Origin of the sequence: Pseudoalteromonas sp. Z9A5, assembly GCF_011378875.1 — a bacterium.
Lineage (GTDB): Bacteria > Pseudomonadota > Gammaproteobacteria > Enterobacterales > Alteromonadaceae > Pseudoalteromonas.
Window position 1 is genome coordinate 1 of record NZ_WTLC01000038.1, and the last position, 23,704, is coordinate 23,704.

Here is a 23,704-nt window from a genome sequence, read left to right on the forward strand (position 1 = left end):
GAAAATTTAAACAGAAAACGGCGAGCGAACATCAGTAACTGCGAAAAGCTACTTGCATAAACTTAAACTACTCAGTAAAACTTTCGGTAATAAATTACAACTGCACCATGCAGTCATTTTCATGCGTGCAATTTAGATTAAGAGTGCTAGTGACTTATTTAATGGATGAAATGAAAATAACCCGACGATAAAAGATATATTCTTAACCTAAAAATTAAATTTTATAGCACAGTTTTATTTGTTCAATTAGAGTGGCTGTCTGGTTTAATTGTGATAATAAGTCAGGAAAAGTGACTCCTATAACTATAAGTATTGATGAATTTGCAAATCAACATAAAGTTAACGGTGAAAAGGTCAAGATTAACCCTGATTCAAAACCAACTAAATATCACAAGCGTACAGTTGGAGAAGTGGCTGAGGCAAGAAAAGAATTTCCAGCTAATAGGTCTAAATATATCAAAAAGTATGCGGCAGAAGCACTGAATGATGATAATCATGAAGCGCATAAGCACTTTACTCAAAAAGAATTAAAACGTATGAAAGAAACTGGTAAGGTTCCACCAGGCTACGATGTACATCATAAAAAGCCAATATTCAGGTGCGAACCAAATGAAAACCCTAATGAGTTGGATAATTTAGAATTATTGACGATAGGCTTCCATAAAAGTGAAAATAAAAATCTTCATTGGTACGAAGAAGGTAAAGAACCGTATGACGATAAAGGTTTCGGTCCACGTTTAGGTTCAGAAATAATTTAATCGTTTTATATTTAAATACAAAATTAAATCTTAGAGGAATAAAATGAGTAACGAAATAACTAACATAATGTCTCTCGCTGAAAAACTTGAAAACTTTAGATGCAGAAGAGGTGGTGCGCCACAGGTGCAGATTAAAGGTCTAGAAGAGAAATTTAAAATAACTTTACCTGAATCCTATAAAACTTTTTTAGAGCAATACGGTTTTTGTTTATGGTTTGGGGATACTGTAAAAGGGCTTGTTCCTTTGGAAGATGAGTATGAAGGCGATGAAGACGAAGAGGACTTTAAAGATGATGATGTGATAAGAGCAACTGAATATTATCATCAACAATATGATAATGAAGATGAATATCAATCAGTACCCGAGCATGGGCTGGTTATCAACTCTTATGATGGTGGTGGCTATTATTTTTTATTTTCAGAGGAGTCAGAGCGAGCTGGTGAAGTTGGGCTATTTTTAACGGAAACTTACGGACAAGAAGAGTCTAAGTTTGAGAGCTTTACAGATTACTTATCCTTTCTTGTAACTGGTACCCCTGATCCCGAGCTCGCTGATGTCGATTACGATAAAATAATGGACATAATTGAAGATTAATAATTTAAACATGAGAAATAACAAAGGCACCCACTTTAAATCAAAAGAAATAACAAATACACGCACTTTAACTAGTGGGTGTTAATTTACTACTAACACGTTGTACTTAAGCAACATAACACTGAAGAAAAGGACTCTTCGATGCCAGCAATGAAATTAATTCAATCAGTAGGGATTGGCGGCGCAAATAAACCAGACGATGTAAAAGCAGTACAAACCGCTTTAAACTCACTTCTTTCCCTTATAGCACCCACTAGAAAACTTACCGTAGACGGTCGTTTAGGCTCACGCCCTGAAAACTCTAAAACCGTAGCTGCCATTAAATTATTTCAAAGCAAAGTGGTAAATATGGTACGCCCTGATGGAAAAATAGATCCAAATGGACGCACCCATAGAAAAATTAACGAAAAGCTTATAAATTTGTCCGCTATAAGTAATGTGAGTGTAGCTTTAAAAATACCAGCCACAAAAGCATCTTGGATGAAAACAGCTGCTGGTGAAGTGGGCGAAGCCGAAGTTCCAGGTGTAAAGGCAAATCCGCAAATTTTAGAGTACTTTAAAGCATCTAAATTTTGGGGTAATGATGATAGTGGTGGTCAAAATGCTTGGTGTGGCTCTTTTGTTGCTTGGGTAATGAAAAAAAACAACATGGATCCTGTTAAAAATGCTTTTAGAGCAAAAGAGTGGGCTAGTTTTGGTAAATCGATCAGTGCTCCTGTTTATGGTGCTATTGGTATTAAGTCAAGAAAAGGTGGTGGTCATGTTGCTTTTGTTGTAGGTCAAAGTGCTGATGGCAACTACTTATATATGCTAGGTGGAAATCAAAGTAATAGCGTTAATGTTGCAAAGTATAAAAAAGAAGTATGGGACAGCTTTGTTGTTCCTTCTGATTTTGATGCGTCAACTGAGAGTTTACCAATTTACACTCAAAAATCATCGATTGTTGGAAGTGAGGCTTAATGAAAAAAATAATATTACTATTTATCATATTAATGGCTTCTTCTAGTCAAAGCTTGGCTGAAACAAAGACTGATTTAGAATTAAATGGTTTTAAAAGCGCAATTAAAAATACTCAGTATGTTGCGAAAGTAAAAATTTTGAAAGTTGAAATTTTCAACGAAGACAATGAATCAGATAAACATGTTTACTCTGCAAAGGTATTAGCTACCTATAAAGGCAGAGAGCTTGAGCAAGTACGTTATGAAATGTTTGTGGAACATGGTGAAGATGCAATTTTTAATTCGACTCCAGTATTCATTGCTTTGTGTGTTGACAGTGACGGTACATATTATTGGCCCGGCACTGGCTCCCAATTTGCAGCTACTCCCGTATTAAAAGCGTGGTTAATAAAAAACAATTTAAACAATATGGACTCTACTGAAAGTTGGTGTAATTAGCTAACACAGTAGACACAGCGCTAATTTAAAATTGACGGCATAATTAGCATATCAACTATGTATTACTTAACACTAGCTTTAAGGTGCTAAGTTTAATAAGTTATCTTTTAAGGCTTAACTATTATTAAAGCACGTGATTTGAAAATACAGCACTTGAAAGCTTGAAATTTAATGTTAATGAGTAAAAATAGTAATATGGAAATTTAAAGGGCATAAGATGAATTATTTATATGTATGTATTTTAGCCATTTTTAGTTTTAATTGTGGCGCAACGTCGTTGGTTATTAAGTCTTCATTTTCAAACGAAAACAGCACATATGCTTTTTTTGATAAGCAAATTAGCCTAACTCAAGCTAAAGATTTTCCAAGCTTAGAAACAAAAAGGTGGTCTTATGAATTTAGGTTAGAATCATCTGAGGGCAAGTATGAGGAAGTTGAAACATGTGAAGCATTAACAAAAAAAATTAAAAATGGATATCAAGCTTTTAGATACTCTGAACAAAAAGTTGTAAATGCAAGAAAACTCACGTGTGAGACATGGCGAATTATGAGTAAACTAACTTCTTCAGATGTTTCGTATTTAAGAGGCTTTGAACATAACTTGAATTTACCAAAGAAAATGCCTCCAGAGCTGTCTTTAATTATTTCAAAAGATGATGAGCGTAATTTAGCAAAAGCAAATAACTGGGAAGAAATGAGTCATTTTAAAAAGGTAGAGCCATTAAATAAAGACCAAGCTATTTATTATGATAACGCCGGCGGTATTCAAAGTTTAACAGTTATGGCAAAAGGCGATTATAACAACGACGGCATTGAAGATATGGTCCTGGATATGACCAATGGTGTAGAAGGTGGAAGTTACACATCTACTCATGGTTATGTGGTTACACGACTGGCTGCCGATGCACCTTATACGTTAATTAAGCAGTTTTAATTGTTTAAGAAAAACAACATTAACACCCACTTTTAATGGTGGGTGTTGATTTGCTGATAACAAGATGTACTTAAATAACATAGCGCTAAAGAGAAGACGCTTTGATGCCAGCAATATTTAATTTAGGGATGCCTAAACTTAAAGACACCTTTCCTAATTTTAACAGGCACATGAAAGCTCACGATTTTAAAAAGGCAGCTCTTGAATCAAATAGAAAAGACGTATCGGCTGAGCGTAATACTTATGTCCGCAACTTACTTTTGAGCGCAAAATGATTAAAAATACACTATTACTCGCTTTAACTGTTATATCGAGCACTGCATGTGCGAATATTGCAGGCAATGAAATAGCACCCACATATAATCTAAAGAGCAATACCAGAGGATTGTTTATAGACCCAGTAACCTCTGACAGTTTAGATCAGGTTAATATGCTATTGGATAAACAATGGTATTTTACAGAAGTACTTACTTTTGATGGTAAGCCTGATATGGATGTTAATAGCTGTAAAACATTGTCTAAAGCGACGAATGAAAACTATAAAAGTACAAGCTATCAGACTAAATCTATATTAAAGACATTTAAAAAAACGTGTTCGACTTGGCACGATATGGGGCAGTTAACGCCTTCAAAAGAAAGCTTTTTAAGCTCATTTAAGCACGGTTTAGCATTACCGAAACAAATGCCGCCTGAGCTCGCCTTAATTATTTCGAATGATGATGAGCGTCGCTTAGCAAAAGCGAGTAGCTGGGAAGAAATGAGCCACATTAAAAAAGTGGAACCTGTCACTGACGACCAAGCGATGTATTATGACAACAGTGGCGGTATTCAAAGGTTAACGATAATGGCGAAAGGCGATTATAACCAAGATGGTATTGAAGATATCATTTTACGTATGTCAAATTCGGTGGAAGGGGGGAGTTATTCTTCTTCTTATAGTTATATTGTAACTCGACTAGCCGCCGATGCACCTTATACGTTAATTAAGCAGTTTTAATCACCCAAAGAGTAAAGCAAAAATTAGCATTAGAATAGTCGCTGTTGATAACCCTTGTAAGTTAACACATTTTTAAATACTACCTTTTTGCAGGGAACTTACTTTTTATGGCTGTTGTTAAAACTTATCAATTCGATATTTATAAAAACTTTAAATTTAGATGGTTCAATAAAATGACAAAGTTTGTATTGAGCGTTTTATTTTTATGTAGCTGTTTTTTTTATTCATATGCAAGTCCTCTTTTTCCTGATCATGATATAAATGATACTACATTATCAAAAAATGTTGTTGGGATGCAGTGTCGAAAGAGCCTAATGTATGCACCAGATAAAATTGAGAGTTGGTGTGAAAAATCTTACAAAATGGGTAACTGGCAAGCTTTACAATTTATTGCTTTACATACAGGCGATGGTTCTAGGTATGTAGCAGAAGCAACAAGGCGCGCTGATAATGGAGAACTATCAGCAATTTCTTCGTTAGCTTGGATTTATCACTCAGGTAATTTTGTACCAGTTGATTATCCTAAAGCAATAAGTCTTTATGAAGAGTACATAAGCAAAGCGAATAACCAATATAAAAATAAAAAAATGAAGCACACAAGAGGCTTTATTCAATATATCAAGAGTTAGATAATGTAAAAGAGGCTGAAAAGCATAAATGCTATCTTGATGAAAACGATGATACAAAGGTAAATAAATAGCCGTTAAAGCTCGCATAAAAATAACAGTAAAAATAACAGTGACACTCATCTAAATTTTGTTTAGTTAAGTTAGGTGTTTAATTTAGTTTTCTCTTCCTAGTTTTAACAAGCATATAAAAGCCCCAGCTTTAAAAAGCAGCTATTCAATCAAATAGAAAAAATGTATTTTCATGCTTTTGCCCTGAGCTGAACCGACTTTTTGAGATTGATGATTTTTAGCTTTTGTTTGTAATTAATGAGTGAACTTGATTTATTATTGCTTTTTAATGGCTTGAAAGTTATGTGCAATTAGTTACTATAGAGCATTAATTACTTAGATGGAGCTATAAATGGTCTTTGCAACTAAAGGCTAAATAGAAATTACAATGGAAGAAATAAAACAAAAATCTTTAATTGACCTCGTTAACGAAATTTATCAAGACTTAACATTGATAGAAGAACATCAAAAACTAATTGAGCCTATGCTTACAGAGCTTGTTGCTGATGCCCCTGAGGGATTTAAAAGCATGGCAACGATGATAAACACGCACATATCGAATAGTTTTGAGTTTAAAAGCCCCAAAGTACAAAAATTTGAGATTGAATCTGGTTTAATGAAACTTAATACGTATGTAAAAAAAGCTAAGGAATAAATAACTACTTGAAAAGCATGCTTTGATTTTCGTGAGTAAAGTGTGCTCATATCACAAATAATTTGCAATTTAGGTACATTTAATTAAGAATGAATTTCTGGCTGAAATTTAACCTATTTTTAAATGCTTCAAAAATGTATTTTTATAATACTATTATTTAAATATTAACTTTGAATAGTAGCCTATGTTATTTGCGAGTAAATAGACTTAGGAGGCATTGCTACTTTGTTATCATTAAGTTTAAAAAAATTGTTATTGGTAATAGCGTCTATTACCGTTATTTTTACTACACCACAGGCTTTTGCAAATATGTTTGGCTTTTTTGATAAGCAGGAATTTGTTTTATCAGCACCTGTTAAAGGGCAGCTTTTAAATGAAGGGCAGCCGGTTGCAGACACTAAAGTAATTAGATCTTTGACCTATGGCGATGAATACTTAGACGAGACAATTACAGACAGCAATGGAAACTTTTCTTTTGCTGAAAAAATAATTAAAACCTCAAAGCCTTCCAATATGTTTGATAATGGATCATTGATCCAGCACATATACCTAGAAAATGGTACGCCGGAAGGGGTTGTATTGTGGGCAGTTAGAGTAACTCTACATGAACAAAGCAACACATTAAAAAGGCTACTTGCAAATTTAGTGTGTGAGATCTCTAAAGAGCCTCAAACATTCGATATACCCATTGAAGAAGATACTAGCCATACCTACGCAATTTATACGTCATGTAAACTTTAATTTTTATGATCATTTAAAGGGAAATTTATGAGTACTTTAACACCTACCCAAGCTGTTCAATTAGCATCTCTAGCCTATGACGCCAAAGATATGAAAAGCACTAAATTCATAAATGGGCTTTTGCATTCCTCTTTACGTAAAAACTTTAGTTTTTCTGTTAGCGAAGATGCGATACAAGGTGTATCTGGCGGCTTTTTTTCACACCTACTTAATTTAAGTACTGGTTTTGCATTAGTTGGGCATGGGAAAGGTGATTTTGAGGGCGACTCTGTTATTACAATACGCGGTACTGCTTCTCTTCGTGATGGTTTAACCGATGGAAACTTTGGTTTAAGCGGTGGAGCAAACGGCAGTATGGTACATGCTGGGTTTAATAAAACATTTAATACGATGAAGCAGGCTCTAAAGGATTTTGTTGCTGATAATCTCAAAAATAAAGTGAATGGTTGTGTGCATGTTGTAGGACACAGTTTAGGTGGTGCACTTGCTGCATTGACTGCTGACTGGATAAAAGCTACTTATGGTTTAGAAGTTAAACTTTATACATTTGGTTGTCCTCGTGTTGGCTTAGAACCTTTCTCGAGAGCGACAACATCAAGATTAGATAAAATATACCGCTGTACTCATGGCGCCGATCCGGTAACAAAAGTTCCTTTATGGCCTTTCTCTCATGCGCCTTATAATGGACAAGAAATTCGTTTAGACAATGGTCAAGGTATTAAAGGTGCTGCTCATAAACTGAAGGGTAGCCCAGGTTACATGAATACTGCTAACAGCAACGACTGGAACAATTTAACGGTTAAAGCTAATCACTTTTTAAGTACACCTGTAAGATTAAAATTTGAAGACCGAAATCAAGCATCGTTTGGCTCTCTGTGGACCGATAAGCTTAACGCGGCGCTTATTACGTTATTAAAAGATGCTGGTTATTACAGCGCAGTAGCGGCGCAAGCTGCCGTTGGTACAAGCTTAACATTTTACGATATGCTGTCGCGAACTGTAACCGAAATAGCACAGGCTTCAGCTTCGTTTGCAGCTCAAACGTGGGGCTTGTTAGGGCATATGCTAGCGTTTGTAGGTAAAGTAATTGTAAAAACGGTTGAGCTAACATACAGCTTTATCAGAAGCGTATTTGATGACACTGTAAAAGCATTATACCGCGCTGCTAGAGACGGTCTTAATGGTTTAGATTAAACATATATTATAGGTTGTTACTATTTATTGGTGTGCTTTAAAGCGGCTAATAAGTAGTAACGCCAGAAGTTTCTACTTATAAATTACTCCTATTTAACAATACTGCACCGCTTTGTTTATCCCCTAAATGATCATCTTTATTATAAATAGGGCAGCTTTTAAGCGATAGGCAGCCACAACCAATACAACTATTTACTTTGTCTCGTAAACGTTGCATATAAGCAATGCGTTCGTCTAGCTGTGCTTGCCATCGCTTTGAAAGCGCTGACCAATCTTGTTTTGTAGGAGTTCGATTTTCGGGCAAAGTGGCAAGGGTGTTTTTAATTTCATCCAGTGTTATTCCCATTGCTTGAGCTGCTTTAATAACAGCTATTCGGCGAAGTACGTCAGGTTTGTAGCGACGTTGGTTGCCGCTGTTTCGCCAGCTCCTGATCAAATTTTTCGTTTCGTAAAAATGTAAAGTAGATACTTTTACGCCACTTCTTTTTGCTACATATCCAACAGTAAGATTTGCATCAATTAGCTTTTTTTGATCTGTATTCATTACTTAATCCTTTAGGTCATAAACTCTAGTTGACCTCAATATAGCTTGAGGTTTTAAGCTTCTTCCTACATTAAAAAAGGAGTTAGCTAAATGCAACAAAAACTTAAGTACAGTACTGTAATTATTTATTCAAGCGCAAGAAAAAACGGCAATACTACAGCCCATGTTAATAGCTTTGTTGAGCAAAATGATGTGCGTGTAATTTGTTTAGATGATTATAAAATTGCGCCATATTGTTACGATAAAAAACACAAAGATGATGATTTTTACACGGTATTTGAGTCACTATTAAATTATGAGCATTGGGTTTTTGCATCACCCGTTTATTGGTATAACACTACAGTACAAATGAAGTCGTTTATAGATCGGATCACCGACTACATGGACGACGAGAGTTTAAAGCCGAAGCTGCGGAGTTTACGAAAAAAGCAGTTTTCAATATTATCAAATGCCTCATCTGTTGAGGCACCAGATATTTTTATAGATATGTTTAAACGTACTTTTAATTACTTAGGAATGACGTTTTTAAATCATTCGCATAAGTCATATCCATAAAAGGTAAATAATGGCTGCATGGTGCGTTGCTTAATGGGCTTAACTTCTGCTAATTTATAACTAACCTAATGTAGGTTAATAATTTTAAAACACAGGACTGTTTTATGAAATATTTAATGTTTGCATCTGCTTTATTACTAAGCCCACTATCAAGTGCTAGTGAGCCTGTTATCACAGGTTTTGGCAATTTTTATAATGTACCCGAACACGTGACAATTAGCGATTCTACAACATTTAAAATTGCGTTTGATGTAGATAAAGCGGCAAAAGAAGGTGAGCAAAATAATGCTATGAATTCACTAGCACGCTTTATTAATATGCATGTAGCGCACGGTGTAAAGCCTGAAAATATTCAACTAGCATTAGTTGTACACGGTAGTGCAAGCGTTGATGTACTTGCTAATAGCGAATATAAAAAGCGCTTTAAAACCGATAACAAAAACCAAAGTTTAATTAAGCAATTACTTACTAACAACACAGTGGTTTATGTGTGTGGACAGTCGGCTACACATTATAAAGTTGCTCCTGAACAATTGATTGATGGCGTGCAAATGTCGCTTTCGGCAATGACCGCGCATGCGCAATTGCAACAACAGGGTTATACGCTTAACCCGTTTTAATGACCTAATAAATGATAAAAAATATTTTATGCTTTGGTGATTCAAATACCTGGGGTTTAAACCCACAAACAGGTAAGCGTTTTGACGAAAGCATTCGTTGGAGCGCGCTGTTAGCAACTAAGTTAGGCTCGGCTTTTAAAGTTATAGAGGCTGGGCAACCTAACCGAACTTTAGTAAATCATCCGCCGTTTAATGGTTTAGTTTCGGGTGTAAGTTATTTAAAGCCTTATTTAGAAAAGTACTCGCTCGACGTAATCATTATTACGCTTGGGACAAACGATCTCAAAAAGCGTTTTAACTTAGCTCCAGTTCAAATAGCCCAAGGGCTTGATGACTTAATTGGTGATATTAAATATTTTTACGGTGTTAGTAATCATCCTAAAATTATTGTTCTTGCTCCTGCCTATGTTGAGTGTGTAGGTGCGTATAAACATGTTTATGAGGGAAGTGAGCATAAAAACCATTTAATGAGTGAACACTTTAAACGTGTTGCATTAAATAAAGGTGCACTCTTTTTTGATCTACAAAGTGTTGTGAGCGTGTCTTTAATTGATGGAGTTCATATTTGCAGTAAAGAGCACAGTAAAGTTGCAGATGTGGTTTTTAAGATAATGAGCAAAGATATTGTTTTAGCTTAATTTCTCGTTTAAAAGTATGTCCCTAAAAAATATTTACTCGTGATTTTTTATGCTTTGTTATGTACTTATTTGCATTTAAAAATAGTTGTGCAATTATAAAGTGTAATCAACAGAATATGCTGTTTAGTCTATAAGGATATAATGAAAAAGTACCCGCAAAAATCATTAATCGCAATATTAACCGGAGTATTGGTTTTTGTAATAGGAAGTTTAATCCTTTTGTATTTTGCTGGTCACAAATTAGCTTCCACAATTAATGCTGATGCGAAACATATTATCAAGCACATAGATGCTGCAGTGCTAGAAAGCAGCCGAATTCTTATCCCACTAAACAAACTTAATTTTACTCAGTGTGACGATTTAAATTTACTCGAAATGCGACGCGCATTATTTGATGCTAAATATGTAATAGATATTGGTTTCTTCGAAAATGATAAATTAGTTTGTACCACGGGCGTTGGTATATTAGAAAAGCCAGTAAATGATAAAGAGCCAGACTTTATTCGCCCTGGTAGTGGTGCCAGGGTGCGTTTTGACCCAAAACTCCCTTTATTACTTTTTAACGGGCGCGAAATGCAGGTAGTGATAGTTCGCCAAAAAGACTATAACTTAATTATGCATACAGCGGTTTTTAATGATGGCATAGTTACATCTCCTCGGTGGGAAGCTACTTATAAAGCACAAAACACGTTACATCATTTAGCGGGCAGTAATGGTCTGTACGATGAAATAATGAACCACCATCAACTTCCTTTTGAAACCAAGCTGAAGTGCAGCGATATTAGTGCAGATTACTGTGTTGCGGTTCATACTCCATGGAGTCGGTTTTTTGCAGATAATCAGTTTTTATTGATTATTTCATTAATTTTGAATTGTTTAGCCGGTGTATCAAGTGCGTTAATGGTTGAATTTCAAATTTCTGCGCGCCGCTCTACACTAGTTCGAGTACGTAAAGGGTTAAGCAAAAGCTCTTTTTACTGGACTTACCAACCTATAATTTGTTTGCAAACAGGTAAAATTGTGGGCTGTGAGGTGCTTGCTCGCTTTGAAGATAAATACGGTGCACTTTTCCCAGACCAATTTATTCCACTGATACGAAAAAATAATTTAACGTGGTCGTTTACAGAGGTAATGATTGCGAAAGTACTTGAAGAACTCACAGCACTTGAAGCTTTACCTAAAGACTTTAAAGTGTCGTTAAATATATTTCCGTGCGATGTAGAACTAGGTAACGTATCTCTTTTAACACAGATACCAGCACTTATTAATTCTCGATTCACTATTTGCCTTGAAATTACCGAAGATGAATACCTTGATACTAAAATTGCCCACACACATTTTAAAACATTAGTTGAATCAGGTTTTAACTTGTCGTTAGATGATTTTGGTACAGGCTACTCTAACTTAAAAAACTTACAAAACTTAAGTTTTCACCAGTTAAAAATAGACCGCACATTTGTACAAGATATAGCAACTGAGGGCTTAAAGGCTTCTATGATCCCTAACATAATGGAGCTTGTGCATAAGTTTAACTACACTTGTGTGGCCGAAGGGATTGAAACGAGTGAGCAAGAAGCCATTTTAAAAACAGCGGGTGTGCATTACGGGCAAGGTTGGAAATATGGACGACCAATGACTGTTGATCAATTTAAAAAATATTTAACGAAGCAGACATTTTAGATCTCTATTTATATATTAAACGTACTTTACGATACTTATAAAAAATATTAGGGCTTTTGTTATGATCAAATCAATTTTAAGCGTTTTTGTACTATTGCTACTTAGTGCATGTACATCTCAGTACCCAAACCAACAAGTAATAGGTAAACAATTTCCAAGCATTAGTGGTGAAAGCTTAGAGCAAAACGTAGTAACTATACCCAGTGATTTTAAAGCAGATAAAACCTTACTATTAATTGGTTACAAGCAAGATAGTCAGTTTGATATAGACCGCTGGTTAATTGGTTTAGATATGGCAGGCGTTACGCTTCCTACTTACGAGTTACCTACTATTGCAGGTATGGCGCCACGTATGTTTAGCACATTCATAGATAGCGGTATGCGCAAAGGTATTCCTAAAGAGCTATGGGGCGGGGTAATCACTATTTATAAAGATGGTGAAGCGGTGCAAAAATTTACAGGTAACCAAAGCCCAAACAATTCTCGAGTTGTGCTTATAAATAGCAGAGGTGAAATTTTATATTTTTACGATCGCGGCTTTTCAGTTGATGCACTAAACAAATTAAAAGCGAACATTGAATAACAGGAAAAGATACTCAATGCTTGTTATATGTTTATTTAAGTTATTTAAGTTATTTAATTTGCTCAATTTATATTCAGACAATTTTCATATCTGACTATTAAATTTTAAATATTTTAAAATATACTTGGTTTATTTGATTAATAATTGAGTGGATTAAATTTTTTAGTAAGTTAGCTATTAAGGGCGTAGTAGTTAAAGCTAAATAAAGCAAGTTTTTATATATAAATAATTTGGTGGTTTAATCTTTTTTTTTGTATTATAAAGTGGTTTTTAAAATTTAATTATATATATTTAATTTTATTTACCTCTGTAAGTATGAGAATTAACAATAGTATTTTAATACTAAAGTTAGATTGTAAGTTGTTTGTAATTTAGGTAATGTAAGGGCAGTATTTCAAGGACGAGATTTATGCCAAAGCCACTTTCAGTATTCGTTAAAACTACCTTTAAATCACACCCACACTCTGAAAATTATGTCGCTATTCTAAAAACGCTTCAAGCTCTTTTTGGTGATATAAAAATGGATGATGCCTTACCCAAAGCTGAAGAACGCTTACAATACGATTTGTTTCTAATTGATGGATTTAACAATAATTGGCAAGACCTCATTCCTGCAGATTTAATATTTTTAGCCAAAAAAAGTAATATAGTAATATTTAATGTTGATAAAAAAGCAGTATGTGAAAAAAACTTATTACTTAACCATTTTAATGGTGTGTTTTATAAAACAGATGCACATGAAGATATATTTAAAGGTCTAGTTAGAATTAGCGCGGGTGAATTATGGTTTACTCGTAAAGTTATTTCAAAAGCATTTAGTGATATTCTGTCCGTTGCGGCCTCGTTTAATAGTTTGCATGAAGATATAGAATTAAAACAAGATGATTATAATCATTTAACTAAAAGAGAAAGATCGGTTATTCACCTTATTGCGCAAGGAGCAAGTAATAACAAGATTGCCGATAAATTAAATATTAGTGACCACACAGTAAAAACCCATTTATATAGCGCATTTAAAAAAACTAATTCACGTAATAGAGTGGAGTTAGCTAATTGGGCGCAGCGATACATTTCGGTGTTACTGCCAATGGAAAAATAAAACTTAAAAATGCGTATATAAAAAAGGCTACTTTTAAGCAGCCATTTTTATATTTGGTGATCTGTTTACTAACTAACTTTCTTTGCCCAAAGCCCTTTATCAATACCTTTGGTTATTAGGTCTGTAAGTGCTTTTTCTATTGCTTGCGTTACGCAAATACTCATTGGTTCGTTGTCGCTAAAGCCAGCCTCAGCCTCAGCTAAGCGCTTGTAGCTTACATACCTAAAAAAGCCGGCGCGCATTTCTTGACTCAGTACTTTTTTGCTACTGGCAACCGATAAAAGCACTTGCCCTGTTCGTACATCTACTGCACGTAAATATATTGAAATAGCGTCTTCTCGGTATAATTCTGATGCACCAATCCCAAAATATTCCATTCCTAAGCCACCTGTTTTTACATTGGTGTCGTAGCTAATAATACCGCCTTCTAAAATGATTTTAGCGGTGGTTAATGGTGGAAGCTCAGTGGGGTTAGGGTTATCGGATTGTGATGCGCGTATGATTTTTCGTTCGGTTAAAATATTTTGTAAACCTTCACGTTCAACAGGAGTAAACCAATCTGATTCGTACAAAGCTTGTATTAGTATTGAATTAGCACCTTGCGTTACAGCGGTAGAAAATGAGCTAACATTAGTTTGTGGCTTATACTGACCAGTCTGATCCCTAAATGAATAAACAGAGACTGGTATGCTACCCATAGGTTTAGGTAGGTTTTTTAAGTCTGTAAAAAGCTCAGTTGGTTCAAGCGTAGTTGCTTGCTGTTGTGCTGGTGGAATCAAGTTTCCCATACCTGCACAACCACTCAAGCTTAAAAGTGATATTATTACTAATAGTTTATGCATTATCCGAACCTCGGAACTTCAATGATCACTATAGAGTCATCAATTATATTTGTTATTCTTACGGTGATAGTATCAACAGTACTTGTAATAATTTCTATTTGATAATCGCCGCTCATAAAAATTGAATCTTGATTAAAAATACTATCTTCAATATCGTCACCAAACGCAATATCTGTAATTTCTCGCACCATCTGGTTTAAGTACGTGCGCTCTAATGACTCTTGAAACTGTTCGGCGTACCCTTTTTCAATAACAGGGGCTTTATGTTTATTTTGAGCTTGTGCTTTGCTTAGTAGCATATTGGCATTAAGCGGGTTTCCACCAAAGCTTGGGTTTATAGGGGTATAAATTATTTCAGTCGCGGCGGCTGAAAAGCTTAATGTTGTTATTATTATAAGAGCTATTTTTTTCATTTTACCATCCATTTATAGCCATATCCGGAGACGATACCGCCATGTTTGAGCGTGCCATCGCATTTATAACTGTATAAACTGCTTGCTCAACGCGTTCATCGAGCGGTTCTAATCTGCGTCCTAAGTAGGTTGTATAAACAACTTGGTTATTCATTATTAAAGAAAGTTGAGTACCTGCTTTTGGGATCACGGTTTCTTTTATTTCTATATTAAACCCAGCGGTAGAGGGGAAATCTCGCCAGTAATTTGAAAACTCGTAGTAAAATTGATGACCAAAACGGCTAATACTTCTATCAAGCAAAAGCCCATCTATTTCCAATTCATCGTTTGCATTCGCAAAGGGTGACAAACAAAGTGCAAGAGCGAATATGTAACGGCAGTAATTATTTTTATTATTCATAATTAAAAAAGGGGAGAGTAACTCTCCCCAGCCTTAACAATTACATTTGAGTAATAGTAGTAACGTTACCGTCACCAATTTGAGTTACCGATACGGTGCTGTTATAACCAATAACAGAGCCTTCAACGATGTTTTCATTACCAACTTGGGTAACACTAAACGATACGTTTTCACCGCCAACTAAAAAGCCAGATTGATCCATTCCGCCAACCCAGTTACCTTCACCTGTTTGAGCAATATCAATACTGTGATCGTTACCTTCAACCATCATATCAACAATATTAAGATCGCCATTTTGAGCAATATCAATTTGGTTATTGTTGCTATCTAATATTCCAGCAAGGGTAACAATAGCTTCGTTTTGTGAACCACTTTGTGCAATGTCGATATCATTGTTATTTGAGGTAAGTGAAACGTCAGGATAAGAAGATTGCACAAGTACAGCATTCTCATCGCCCGATTGAACTAAATCTACATCGTTATCAGAGCCATTAAAGTTAGCTAAGTGGATTGAGTTTAAGTCACCCACTTGGTTAACCATAAAGTCATTATCTGAACCGATAACACCCATATAAGTATCGTTCGATATACCAATTTGAGTGGTCGTTAGTTCATTATTGTTACCAATTAGATCTACAGTAGTGGAGTTACTTGAGTCGACTTGTGTAACCGTTACTTCATTGTTTGAACCTTCAAATAAATTAGACTCTACGGTATTAAATGAGCCTTCCTGGTCCAAGCTTATTTCATTATCGTCACCGATAACTTCAGCAAAAGTTACAGCATTTGTGTTGCCTTCTTGCTCAACTGAAATTTCGTTAGCTTCGCCTGAAATTGAAGTAAGCGTTACGGCATTTCGGTCACCGTCTTGCTCTATTTCAAGTTCGTTATCGTTGCCTTGCAGCGAACTAACTAAAAATGTGTTCCAGTAACCATTTTGATCTAAATCAAGTGTATTTTCATCACCCGTAATCATTGTTACTTCAGCTTCATGCCACTCACCCGTTTGAAGAGTATTTACTTCGTTGGCATTACCTCTCATGTCGCTGTTGTAAAACCAATGTCCGCCTGAGCCTTGCTCAACATTAATAAGATTGTCATCACCTGTTACTATGTTGACAGCTTCGTTGTTAATGAAAAAACCTTGACCATTTTGAATTACAGATAAGTAATTGTTATTACCTGTAACTTCGCTTAATGCGCCATTTGCAATGCCATCTTGAGTATAAACTTGTACATTGTTGTCGCCAAATGTAGTTACGCCAACGTAGTTACCTGATTGAACTTGAGTTACTTCGGTACTATTTTCGTTACCCACGGTGGTAATTTCAACAGTATTGCTATCGCCATTTTGCATTAAGATTGCGGTGTTATTATTTTGCGATTGGCTTAAGGTCATTAAATTTGAAGCGTCAAGAGTAGAAACTTTTGATGAAAGTTCAGAACTTGATGCTGCTTTATGATCTGTATCAGCATAAGAGGCAAAGCTTGTACCCATTGCAATTGCAACTGCACAGCTCAAAATTGATTTGTTCAACTTCATTATTTTCTCCTTGAAATAGTAAAATCAGATACCTTAAATATTATAAGTTTTAATAAGGTATTTGCAGTTTCAGCATGCCGTGCTGATATAATGTTTTGCGATCCGCTTGATTTACTTTTATTAGTAGATGGAGCGTTAGTTGTGAATGCAAACTAGACAATTTTACTATTGTCATATTTTTTAAACTTATGTTGCGTAAGCTTAAGTTCATAATCACGTACTTACTGTATTACTCAATTTGCTTTTCTTAAATCATCATTTTTTACCAAATAATAAGTCATTATAATTCATGGACTTAACATTGTGTTAATGAGTTTGTTTTATAAACCTCACAAAAAGCAGTAAAAAAATGCGACCCTATATTAGGTAATTGAATTAGTTGTTAATTCATTAAAATGACTGTGTTTAGTGTTTTATTAGAGGCTGTTCTAGTCAAAATGAATGGTTTTTAACTTGTTTTAATTTTATGCCTTGTTTAATTTTGTATTTAGCTGTTTGCTTAATGCTTGCCATGCGATCCCTTGTACTTGAAGTAGTAAAAACTGTGCTTAGTGCGACTAAGCTTACCCAACAAAACTATGGATAGAACAATGAAAACAAAATTATCTATTATTACACTTGCCTTACTACCTTGTTTAGCTACTGCAAAGTTACCTGATGCAGGGTCAAATCAGCAAATTCAAGCAAGCAGTGATTCGTTAATCGTAAAATATAAAAAAAGCGCAACAGCTCAAATGCGTAAACAAGCGCGTGAGCTTGTTAAAGCTAAAATATCTGATTTAAACAAAGATGAATTAGATGATAATTACACGTCGTTGCTTTCTGGTCGCCTTGCTAAATTTAATATCTCAGGGATGACGACTAAACAGGCTATTGAGCTTTTAAAATCTCACCAAGCAATTGAATACGTTGAGCCAGATTACAAAGTAAGTATTAGTAGTATTCCTAACGATCCTAATTTTGAAAATTTATGGGCGTTAAATAACGAAGGACAAACGGGCGGTGTAGTTGACGCCGATATTGATGCCGTTGAAGCATGGGATATTTCTACAGGTAGCCATGATGTTGTAGTTGGGGTTATTGATACAGGTATAGATTATAGCCATCCAGATTTAGCCGATAATGCGTGGGTTAATAGCAGCGAAATAGCTGGAGATGGTATTGATAATGACGGAAATGGTTTTATTGATGACATACATGGTATTAATGCAATAACTGATATTGGTGACCCAATGGACGACGAAGGTCATGGTACGCATGTATCAGGAACTATCGGCGCAACCGGTAATAACTCTGTGGGTGTTGTGGGTGTTAACCAAGATGTATCTATTGTGGGTTGTAAGTTTTTAGATGCATCAGGTAGTGGTGCAAATTCCGATGCAATTAAATGTATTGATTACATGATTGGTCTTAAAAACTCAGGTGTAAATTTACGTGTTTTAAATAATAGCTGGGGTGGTGGTGGTTACAGTCAAGCACTTGCCGATGCCATTACAGAAACAGAAAATGCCGGTATTTTATTTGTTGCAGCAGCTGGTAATAGCGAAGTTGATAACGATGTAAACCCTCATTATCCTTCAAGTTATGAGCATGACAATGTGCTGTCTATTGCAAGTACAGACAGCAGCGATAATATGTCTAGCTTTTCACAGTGGGGCTTAACCAGTGTTGATATGGGAGCACCAGGCAGTGATATTTTGTCTACGCTTCCGGGTAATAATTATGCCTCTTATTCTGGCACATCTATGGCAACGCCACATGTTGTAGGTGCAGCAGCACTTGTATTATCTGTTAATCCTGATTTAACAACATCAGCATTAAAAGAAATACTAATGAGCAGCGGTGATGCAAATACAGCATTACAAGGTAAAACAGTTGCTGGTACGCGATTAAATGCTTATCAAGCACTGCTTGATGCCGATCCGACTCCGGGCTTTAAATTCTCAGTGTCACCAAGTGCTCAGCAAATTATTGCTGGAGATACTGCAACATATACATTTACAGTAGGCTCTATTGCAGACTGGGAAGGTGATGTATCTTTAGTTCTTTCAGGAACACTTGATGGTGCTTCTTTATCGCAAACAATCGCAAACCCAGGTGACGAAGTTACCCTTATGGTTGATACAACAAGTGAAACACCATGGGGAGATTATGAATTTACTGTAATCGCTACATCTGGAGAGCTTGTTAGAGAGCGAACTGTTAGCTTGATGGTTAAACCTATCGGTTTAAATGATTTTACTTATGCTAACGATGATAGCGTGGCAATTCCTGATAGTGCGCCAGAAGGCGTTAATTCAGTAATTACTGTTTCAGACGATTTAACTTTGTTTGGCACGTCTGCAGATGTGAATATTACACATACTTGGTCAGGTGACGTAATTCTAACGCTTACTTCAGCGCAAGGTACCCAAGTATTACTTCAAGCTAATCAAGGTGGCAGCGAAGATGATATTGTTAAAACGTTTACATCTGAGTCATTTAATGGAGAGGTAGCCACAGGCGACTGGACACTAAATGTTGTAGATACAGCGGCACTTGATACCGGAACACTTAATGGCTGGTCGCTTACATTTAATGCCATTGGTGAAGTAAGCCCACAACCACCTCGTGCTGGTTTTAGTGTTGAAACACAAGGTTTAACAGCAACGTTTGTTGATACAAGTACAGATGCTAATAACGACATTACTCAGTGGAGTTGGAGTTTTGGTGATGGTGCAACATCAACAGATTCAGCACCTGTGCATGCTTATGCTGCATCAGGTAGTTACGATGTTGAACTTACCGTAACCGATAGCGAAGGCAATACAGATACTTCTATGCAAACAGTGGTTGTTAGTGATGTAGCAATAGAGCTGAGCTTAAAACGAGCTAATAAATCACGTTTAAATACAATGCGTGTAGAACTTAGCTGGGAACAAGTAGGTGCAGAGTCATTAAGTATTTACAGAAACGATGAGTTAGTTGAGATAACACCAGACGATGGTCGTTATCTTGATTTCGTTCGTGGTGCAACATTACCATCGTACGATTACAAACTGTGTGTAACCGAGAATGTGTGTTCAAACACTATTACGGTTACGTTTGAATAATACCAATTGCATTAAATTAGTGATCTATCATAGCGCTAAGAAAATCGCTCATTAACAAGGCGAAATTATCATATGTAGTTATTTTATATGAATAATTTTAACGCAGTTAGTGAGTGATTTAATACGATAGAATGATCATTTTTTTAATAAAATTGGTATAATATTAAGTTTTTACAAAGTGCTTAAGCCCAGTTCTGCTGGGCTTTTTTTGTATTAAAAGGAAAATTGTTACCCCTTTTTGTAAGGGTGAGTTTTGTGCCAGTGCTTAGCTATATCTTCTCTTGTTGCAAACCACACACTATTAAATGAGCGAGCATATTCAAAAAATCGTGCGAGCGCTTTAATTCGTCCAGGGCGGCCAATTAATCGACAATGCAAACCAATCGACATCATTTTTGGTGCGTTTTCACCCTCAGGATCCCCTTCTTCATAAAGCGTATCGAACGCATCTTTTAAGTAATTATAAAACTGATCACCGGCATTAAATCCTTGTACTGCGGCAAAGCGCATATCGTTTACATCAAGTGTGTAAGGCACTATAAGCTGTGGTTTACCTTCTTTGATACTGTAAAAAGGCAAATCGTCACTGTAATCGTCAGCGTCATATAAAAAATTACCATTTTCAACTACAAGTGCAGCGGTATTTGGACTGGTTCGCCCCGTATACCAGCCTTTAGGTTTATGCCCAGTAAGTTGCTCAATTATATTTATAGCTTGTTGCATATGTTTGCATTCGGTATTTATATCAACGTGTTGGTAGTTAATCCAACGCAACCCATGGCACGCAATTTCATGACCTGCTTCTACAAATGCCTTTGCCACATCGGGGTGGCGCTCAAGTGCCATAGCAACAGCAAAAATAGTGACCGGAATATTATATTTTTTAAACAATTTTAATAACCGCCAAACACCCGCCCGCGAGCCATATTCGTAAATTGATTCCATGCTTATATGGCGCCCTTCTACATGAGGGGCATTCACTATTTCTGATAAAAATGTTTCAGCGGCGGCATCACCATGTAATACACAGTTTTCGCCACCTTCTTCGTAGTTAAGCACTACTTGTACTGCTATTCGCGCTTTATTAGGCCAATTTGCATGAGGTGGATTTTGTCCGTAACCAATTAAGTCTCGTGGATAGTTCGTTTTAATTTGATCAGCCATACTATTGCTCCCTATTTAACGAGGTTAGCCAAACACCTAATGCTTCTCGCTCTGTATCAGTCATTTTGGTCATATTTGCCAGCGGCATATCTTTGGTTACTACGGCTCGGGTATGAATAAGTGAACTTACCTTTTTAGCATCCTCAACTGAGTCGAGTTTAAAGCCCAGTGGGGCTGTTTGAAAAAGCTCTGAGGTAGGGGTTTCACTATGGCACTGCGTGCAATGAGTATTAATAATTTTCCACGCTTGTGCATCGCTAAGACTTGCTTGCAAAGGAGTGTTGTTATCGGTGTTTTGTGTGCTTGTTGGCCAAGGTGCAATAGCAAGCATTAGCGCAAAAAAGGCTGCAATCCCACTTATAAGTACCGAAGGCTTATTAACGCCTTGATGCTTTAAATTAAAAAAGTGGCGTATCCACATTCCAATACCAAACAACGCAATTAAAATCAGCCAGCCGTAGCTGTGGCTATAGGTATAGGGAAAGTGATTGCTAAGCATTATAAAAACGACTGGTAATGTGGCGTAATTATTATGTATTGAGCATTGTTTTGCTTTTAAACCAGGAGCGGAGTCGGGAATACGACCTGCTTCTACTTCACTGACCATATAGCGTTGCCCTGGCATAATAATGTGATAAACATTACCCACCATACAGCTACCTATAAGCGCACCAACATGAATATACACAGCACGGTCACTAAATAGTTGGTCAACCCCCCATGTCCAAAGGGCTAATAAACCAATAGCAACAGCAATAAACACCTTGCCATTTTCTACCAATGGGCTTTTACACAATAAACGATAAGCCCCATAACCTAAGCCAATAAAACCAAGTGATGTGCCAATTGCTGCAAATTTACTAAGCTCACTTTTGCTGTTATCAATTAAATACACATCGGCGCCAACATAATAAAGCAGACTAAATAGTAATATGCCGGTGATCCACGTTGTATACGCTTCCCACTTAAACCAATGCAGGGTATGTGGCATTTGTTCTGGTCCGTTTTGATATTTAGCCACTTCGTAAAAGCCACCGCCGTGCACCGCCCATAAATCACCTTTTATACCTTTATCTATTTTCCATTGTGGTGGTGTTTGTAAGTTGTTATCGAGCCAAGCAAAGTAAAATGAGGCACCAATCCATGCTATACCTGCAATAACATGAAAGTAACGCAGCACTAGATGAGCAAGCTCAAAAAAATAATTTTCCATAAGTTAAGCCTCTTCCAGTATGGGCGCTGAGGTGGGAGTAAATTGCTCAGCTAAATCGCGTTTATACACGCTTTTGCCCATAATGTAGGTTTGTTCAATACAGCGGTCGTCGCCTAACATCATTATGGCAAAGAGCTTTTCGTGTAAAGTTTTTGCGTGCCCTAACCTAAACTTTAAAAATGAGGTAGCAGCAAAATCAATAACAATAAAGTCAGCCTCGCAACCAGGCTCAAAATTGCCAATAGTGCCTTCTAAATCAAGTGCACGCGCACCGCCTAAGGTTGCTAAATATAACCCTTTAAAAGCTGAGAATTTTTGACCTTGTAATTGCTGTATTTTGTACGCCTCGCTACCTGTTTGCAGCATAGAAAAACTCGTTCCGGCGCCTACATCGGTGCCCATACCTACGTTTATATTATGATCTTCACATGCTTTTAAATTTAATAAGCCCGAGCCTAAAAATAGGTTTGAAGTAGGGCAGTGCGAAATAGCCGCGTTATTATCGGCTAAGCAGCAAAGTTCGCGTTCAGATAGGTGCAGGCTATGCGCAAATACCGCACGTTTTCGTACCATATTTGCTTGCTCGTACACGCCTAAGTAATCGGTTGCATCAGGAAATAAGCTTTTAACCCATTCGCACTCGTCTTTGTTTTCAGAGAGGTGGGTATGTAAGTAAGTATCGGGGTATTCTTCAAGAAGTTGGGTACACATGTGTAATTGTTCAGGGCTTGATGTTGGTGCAAAACGAGGCGTTACTGCATAGCTTAACCTATCAACATTATGCCATTTTTCGATCAGTGCTTTTGTTTCATCGTAACTGGTTTGTGCGCAGTCAGATAAATCGTCTGGGCAGTTACGGTCCATCATTACTTTACCGGCAATCATACGAAGGTTACGCTTTTGTGATTCGCTAAAAAAGGCATTAACCGATTGTGGGTGCACAGTGCCAAACACTAAGGCGGTGGTTGTACCGTTTCGTAAAAGCTCATCTAAAAATAGGTTTGATACCTCACTTGCATACTTTTCACAGGCGAATTTTTTTTCGGTTGGGAAGGCGTATTCGGTTAGCCAACTTAAAAGCTGCTCGCCGTAAGCGCCTACCATTTCGGTTTGCGGTAAATGTATGTGGGTGTCTATCATGCCCGGCATAACTAATTTACCGTCGTGGCGAATAATTTTAGCGCTGCTACTTATGCCAGGTAAAATATCTTGCTCATAGCCAAGCGTAACTACTTTGCCATTTTTTATAACTAATGCGCCTTTTTCAAAAAAACGATGGGCGTTTTCGCCTGCTTTAGCCGGGTCGTCAATAAAGTCTAAAATATCGGCGCATATTACGGTTAAATTATTATTATTTTGGGTGCTCATAA

General features: G+C 36.4%; 25 protein-coding genes. 17 read left to right on the top strand and 8 right to left on the bottom strand.

The annotated features are described in order from the left end of the window. Positions 1-290: 290 nt before the first annotated feature. The 10 genes from GQR56_RS16755 (at position 291) to GQR56_RS16800 (ending at position 7,948) form a co-directional block, all read left to right on the top strand. Positions 291-758 (top strand): HNH endonuclease, encoded by a 468-nt coding sequence (locus GQR56_RS16755; protein ID WP_166113516.1) that lies wholly within the window; start codon positions 291-293, stop codon positions 756-758. Between the two features lie 43 nt (positions 759-801). Further along, positions 802-1,353, top strand: a complete 552-nt coding sequence (locus GQR56_RS16760; RefSeq protein WP_166113520.1) for an SMI1/KNR4 family protein — start codon at positions 802-804, stop codon at positions 1,351-1,353. Between the two features lie 141 nt (positions 1,354-1,494). Continuing rightward, positions 1,495-2,313: a TIGR02594 family protein gene (locus GQR56_RS16765; RefSeq protein ID WP_206018194.1), complete on the top strand. Its 819-nt coding sequence runs from the start codon at positions 1,495-1,497 to the stop codon at positions 2,311-2,313. Continuing rightward, a complete protein-coding gene (locus GQR56_RS16770; RefSeq protein WP_166113523.1) occupies positions 2,313-2,750 on the top strand; it encodes a hypothetical protein in 438 nt (145 codons plus the stop codon). Before GQR56_RS16765 ends, GQR56_RS16770 begins: the two co-directional genes overlap by 1 nt. Before the next feature lie 217 nt (positions 2,751-2,967). After that, the gene (locus GQR56_RS16775; RefSeq protein ID WP_166113526.1) at positions 2,968-3,684 is read left to right on the top strand and encodes a hypothetical protein; all 717 of its coding nucleotides are present in this window, start codon (positions 2,968-2,970) and stop codon (positions 3,682-3,684) included. Between the two features lie 271 nt (positions 3,685-3,955). Next, positions 3,956-4,681 carry a hypothetical protein gene (locus GQR56_RS16780; RefSeq protein WP_166113529.1) on the top strand — a complete coding sequence of 242 codons (726 nt, stop codon included), beginning with the start codon at positions 3,956-3,958 and terminating at the stop codon, positions 4,679-4,681. A gap of 107 nt (positions 4,682-4,788) precedes the next feature. After that, positions 4,789-5,310 (top strand): hypothetical protein, encoded by a 522-nt coding sequence (locus GQR56_RS16785; RefSeq protein WP_166113532.1) that lies wholly within the window; start codon positions 4,789-4,791, stop codon positions 5,308-5,310. Between the two features lie 436 nt (positions 5,311-5,746). Beyond that, entirely contained in the window at positions 5,747-6,013 is a 267-nt protein-coding gene (locus GQR56_RS16790) for a hypothetical protein (protein WP_166113535.1), read from the top strand. 225 nt (positions 6,014-6,238) lie between these two features. After that, a complete protein-coding gene (locus tag GQR56_RS16795) occupies positions 6,239-6,754 on the top strand; it encodes a DUF6795 domain-containing protein (RefSeq protein WP_166113538.1) in 516 nt (171 codons plus the stop codon). Positions 6,755-6,781: 27 nt separating this feature from the next. Continuing rightward, positions 6,782-7,948 (top strand): lipase family protein, encoded by a 1,167-nt coding sequence (locus GQR56_RS16800; RefSeq protein ID WP_166113542.1) that lies wholly within the window; start codon positions 6,782-6,784, stop codon positions 7,946-7,948. A gap of 76 nt (positions 7,949-8,024) precedes the next feature. Here GQR56_RS16800 and soxR read toward each other — a convergent pair whose 3' ends face one another. Next, positions 8,025-8,492, bottom strand: a complete 468-nt coding sequence (soxR, locus tag GQR56_RS16805; RefSeq protein WP_166113545.1) for a redox-sensitive transcriptional activator SoxR — start codon at positions 8,490-8,492, stop codon at positions 8,025-8,027. Between the two features lie 90 nt (positions 8,493-8,582). Here soxR and GQR56_RS16810 point away from each other — a divergent pair, with 90 nt between their 5' ends. From GQR56_RS16810 to GQR56_RS16835, 6 genes are all read left to right on the top strand, one after another. Next, the gene (locus GQR56_RS16810; RefSeq protein WP_166113547.1) at positions 8,583-9,047 is read left to right on the top strand and encodes a flavodoxin family protein; all 465 of its coding nucleotides are present in this window, start codon (positions 8,583-8,585) and stop codon (positions 9,045-9,047) included. Between the two features lie 104 nt (positions 9,048-9,151). Next, a complete protein-coding gene (locus tag GQR56_RS16815; RefSeq protein WP_166113550.1) occupies positions 9,152-9,667 on the top strand; it encodes a DsrE family protein in 516 nt (171 codons plus the stop codon). An 11-nt stretch (positions 9,668-9,678) separates the two neighbouring features. Next, positions 9,679-10,305: an SGNH/GDSL hydrolase family protein gene (locus tag GQR56_RS16820; RefSeq protein ID WP_166113597.1), complete on the top strand. Its 627-nt coding sequence runs from the start codon at positions 9,679-9,681 to the stop codon at positions 10,303-10,305. A 141-nt stretch (positions 10,306-10,446) separates the two neighbouring features. Beyond that, positions 10,447-11,985, top strand: a complete 1,539-nt coding sequence (locus GQR56_RS16825; RefSeq protein WP_166113600.1) for an EAL domain-containing protein — start codon at positions 10,447-10,449, stop codon at positions 11,983-11,985. A gap of 61 nt (positions 11,986-12,046) precedes the next feature. Beyond that, entirely contained in the window at positions 12,047-12,568 is a 522-nt protein-coding gene (locus GQR56_RS16830; protein ID WP_166113602.1) for a hypothetical protein, read from the top strand. Positions 12,569-12,977: 409 nt separating this feature from the next. Beyond that, positions 12,978-13,667 carry a LuxR C-terminal-related transcriptional regulator gene (locus GQR56_RS16835; RefSeq protein WP_166113604.1) on the top strand — a complete coding sequence of 230 codons (690 nt, stop codon included), beginning with the start codon at positions 12,978-12,980 and terminating at the stop codon, positions 13,665-13,667. Between the two features lie 68 nt (positions 13,668-13,735). Here the strand turns inward: GQR56_RS16835 and GQR56_RS16840 are convergent, their stop codons facing one another. Genes GQR56_RS16840 through GQR56_RS16855 form a run of 4 tightly spaced genes read right to left on the bottom strand, consistent with a single transcriptional unit; the run spans position 13,736 to position 16,865 of the window. Next, positions 13,736-14,509 (bottom strand): CsgG/HfaB family protein, encoded by a 774-nt coding sequence (locus tag GQR56_RS16840; protein ID WP_166113606.1) that lies wholly within the window; start codon positions 14,507-14,509, stop codon positions 13,736-13,738. Then, the gene (locus GQR56_RS16845) at positions 14,509-14,934 is read right to left on the bottom strand and encodes a curli assembly protein CsgF (RefSeq protein ID WP_166113608.1); all 426 of its coding nucleotides are present in this window, start codon (positions 14,932-14,934) and stop codon (positions 14,509-14,511) included. Before GQR56_RS16845 ends, GQR56_RS16840 begins: the two co-directional genes overlap by 1 nt. Continuing rightward, positions 14,924-15,322: a curli production assembly/transport protein CsgE gene (locus tag GQR56_RS16850; RefSeq protein ID WP_166113610.1), complete on the bottom strand. Its 399-nt coding sequence runs from the start codon at positions 15,320-15,322 to the stop codon at positions 14,924-14,926. The genes GQR56_RS16845 and GQR56_RS16850 overlap by 11 nt, the downstream gene beginning before the upstream one ends. A 40-nt stretch (positions 15,323-15,362) precedes the next feature. Next, entirely contained in the window at positions 15,363-16,865 is a 1,503-nt protein-coding gene (locus GQR56_RS16855; RefSeq protein WP_166113612.1) for a curlin, read from the bottom strand. A gap of 590 nt (positions 16,866-17,455) precedes the next feature. Between GQR56_RS16855 and GQR56_RS16860 the strand changes: the two genes are divergently transcribed. Next, a complete protein-coding gene (locus GQR56_RS16860; protein WP_166113614.1) occupies positions 17,456-19,957 on the top strand; it encodes a S8 family serine peptidase in 2,502 nt (833 codons plus the stop codon). 228 nt (positions 19,958-20,185) lie between these two features. Here the strand turns inward: GQR56_RS16860 and puuE are convergent, their stop codons facing one another. Genes puuE through guaD form a run of 3 tightly spaced genes read right to left on the bottom strand, consistent with a single transcriptional unit; the run spans position 20,186 to position 23,702 of the window. Next, complete coding sequence (gene puuE, locus GQR56_RS16865; protein ID WP_166113616.1) at positions 20,186-21,121, bottom strand: allantoinase PuuE; 936 nt, start codon at positions 21,119-21,121, stop codon at positions 20,186-20,188. Position 21,122: 1 nt separating this feature from the next. Then, a complete protein-coding gene (locus tag GQR56_RS16870; protein ID WP_166113618.1) occupies positions 21,123-22,334 on the bottom strand; it encodes a urate hydroxylase PuuD in 1,212 nt (403 codons plus the stop codon). A 3-nt stretch (positions 22,335-22,337) separates the two neighbouring features. Beyond that, positions 22,338-23,702, bottom strand: coding sequence for a guanine deaminase (gene guaD, locus GQR56_RS16875; protein ID WP_166113620.1), 1,365 nt, complete (start codon positions 23,700-23,702; stop codon positions 22,338-22,340). Positions 23,703-23,704 lie beyond the last annotated feature (2 nt).

Bases quoted from the DNA above. Each gene is read 5' to 3' on its own strand.
- GQR56_RS16790 (WP_166113535.1), top strand. From the start codon at position 5,747: ATGGAAGAAATAAAACAAAAATCTTTAATTGACCTCGTTAACGAAATT.
- GQR56_RS16810 (WP_166113547.1), top strand. From the start codon at position 8,583: ATGCAACAAAAACTTAAGTACAGTACTGTAATTATTTATTCAAGCGCA.
- GQR56_RS16775 (WP_166113526.1), top strand. From the start codon at position 2,968: ATGAATTATTTATATGTATGTATTTTAGCCATTTTTAGTTTTAATTGT.
- GQR56_RS16765 (WP_206018194.1), top strand. From the start codon at position 1,495: ATGCCAGCAATGAAATTAATTCAATCAGTAGGGATTGGCGGCGCAAAT.
- GQR56_RS16815 (WP_166113550.1), top strand. From the start codon at position 9,152: ATGAAATATTTAATGTTTGCATCTGCTTTATTACTAAGCCCACTATCA.
- soxR (WP_166113545.1), bottom strand. From the start codon at position 8,492: ATGAATACAGATCAAAAAAAGCTAATTGATGCAAATCTTACTGTTGGA.
- GQR56_RS16780 (WP_166113529.1), top strand. From the start codon at position 3,956: ATGATTAAAAATACACTATTACTCGCTTTAACTGTTATATCGAGCACT.
- GQR56_RS16845 (WP_166113608.1), bottom strand. From the start codon at position 14,934: ATGGATGGTAAAATGAAAAAAATAGCTCTTATAATAATAACAACATTA.
- GQR56_RS16760 (WP_166113520.1), top strand. From the start codon at position 802: ATGAGTAACGAAATAACTAACATAATGTCTCTCGCTGAAAAACTTGAA.
- GQR56_RS16770 (WP_166113523.1), top strand. From the start codon at position 2,313: ATGAAAAAAATAATATTACTATTTATCATATTAATGGCTTCTTCTAGT.
- GQR56_RS16820 (WP_166113597.1), top strand. From the start codon at position 9,679: ATGATAAAAAATATTTTATGCTTTGGTGATTCAAATACCTGGGGTTTA.
- GQR56_RS16840 (WP_166113606.1), bottom strand. From the start codon at position 14,509: ATGCATAAACTATTAGTAATAATATCACTTTTAAGCTTGAGTGGTTGT.
- GQR56_RS16855 (WP_166113612.1), bottom strand. From the start codon at position 16,865: ATGAAGTTGAACAAATCAATTTTGAGCTGTGCAGTTGCAATTGCAATG.
- guaD (WP_166113620.1), bottom strand. From the start codon at position 23,702: ATGAGCACCCAAAATAATAATAATTTAACCGTAATATGCGCCGATATT.
- GQR56_RS16850 (WP_166113610.1), bottom strand. From the start codon at position 15,322: ATGAATAATAAAAATAATTACTGCCGTTACATATTCGCTCTTGCACTT.
- GQR56_RS16800 (WP_166113542.1), top strand. From the start codon at position 6,782: ATGAGTACTTTAACACCTACCCAAGCTGTTCAATTAGCATCTCTAGCC.
- GQR56_RS16870 (WP_166113618.1), bottom strand. From the start codon at position 22,334: ATGGAAAATTATTTTTTTGAGCTTGCTCATCTAGTGCTGCGTTACTTT.
- GQR56_RS16785 (WP_166113532.1), top strand. From the start codon at position 4,789: ATGGCTGTTGTTAAAACTTATCAATTCGATATTTATAAAAACTTTAAA.
- GQR56_RS16825 (WP_166113600.1), top strand. From the start codon at position 10,447: ATGAAAAAGTACCCGCAAAAATCATTAATCGCAATATTAACCGGAGTA.
- puuE (WP_166113616.1), bottom strand. From the start codon at position 21,121: ATGGCTGATCAAATTAAAACGAACTATCCACGAGACTTAATTGGTTAC.
- GQR56_RS16860 (WP_166113614.1), top strand. From the start codon at position 17,456: ATGAAAACAAAATTATCTATTATTACACTTGCCTTACTACCTTGTTTA.
- GQR56_RS16835 (WP_166113604.1), top strand. From the start codon at position 12,978: ATGCCAAAGCCACTTTCAGTATTCGTTAAAACTACCTTTAAATCACAC.
- GQR56_RS16830 (WP_166113602.1), top strand. From the start codon at position 12,047: ATGATCAAATCAATTTTAAGCGTTTTTGTACTATTGCTACTTAGTGCA.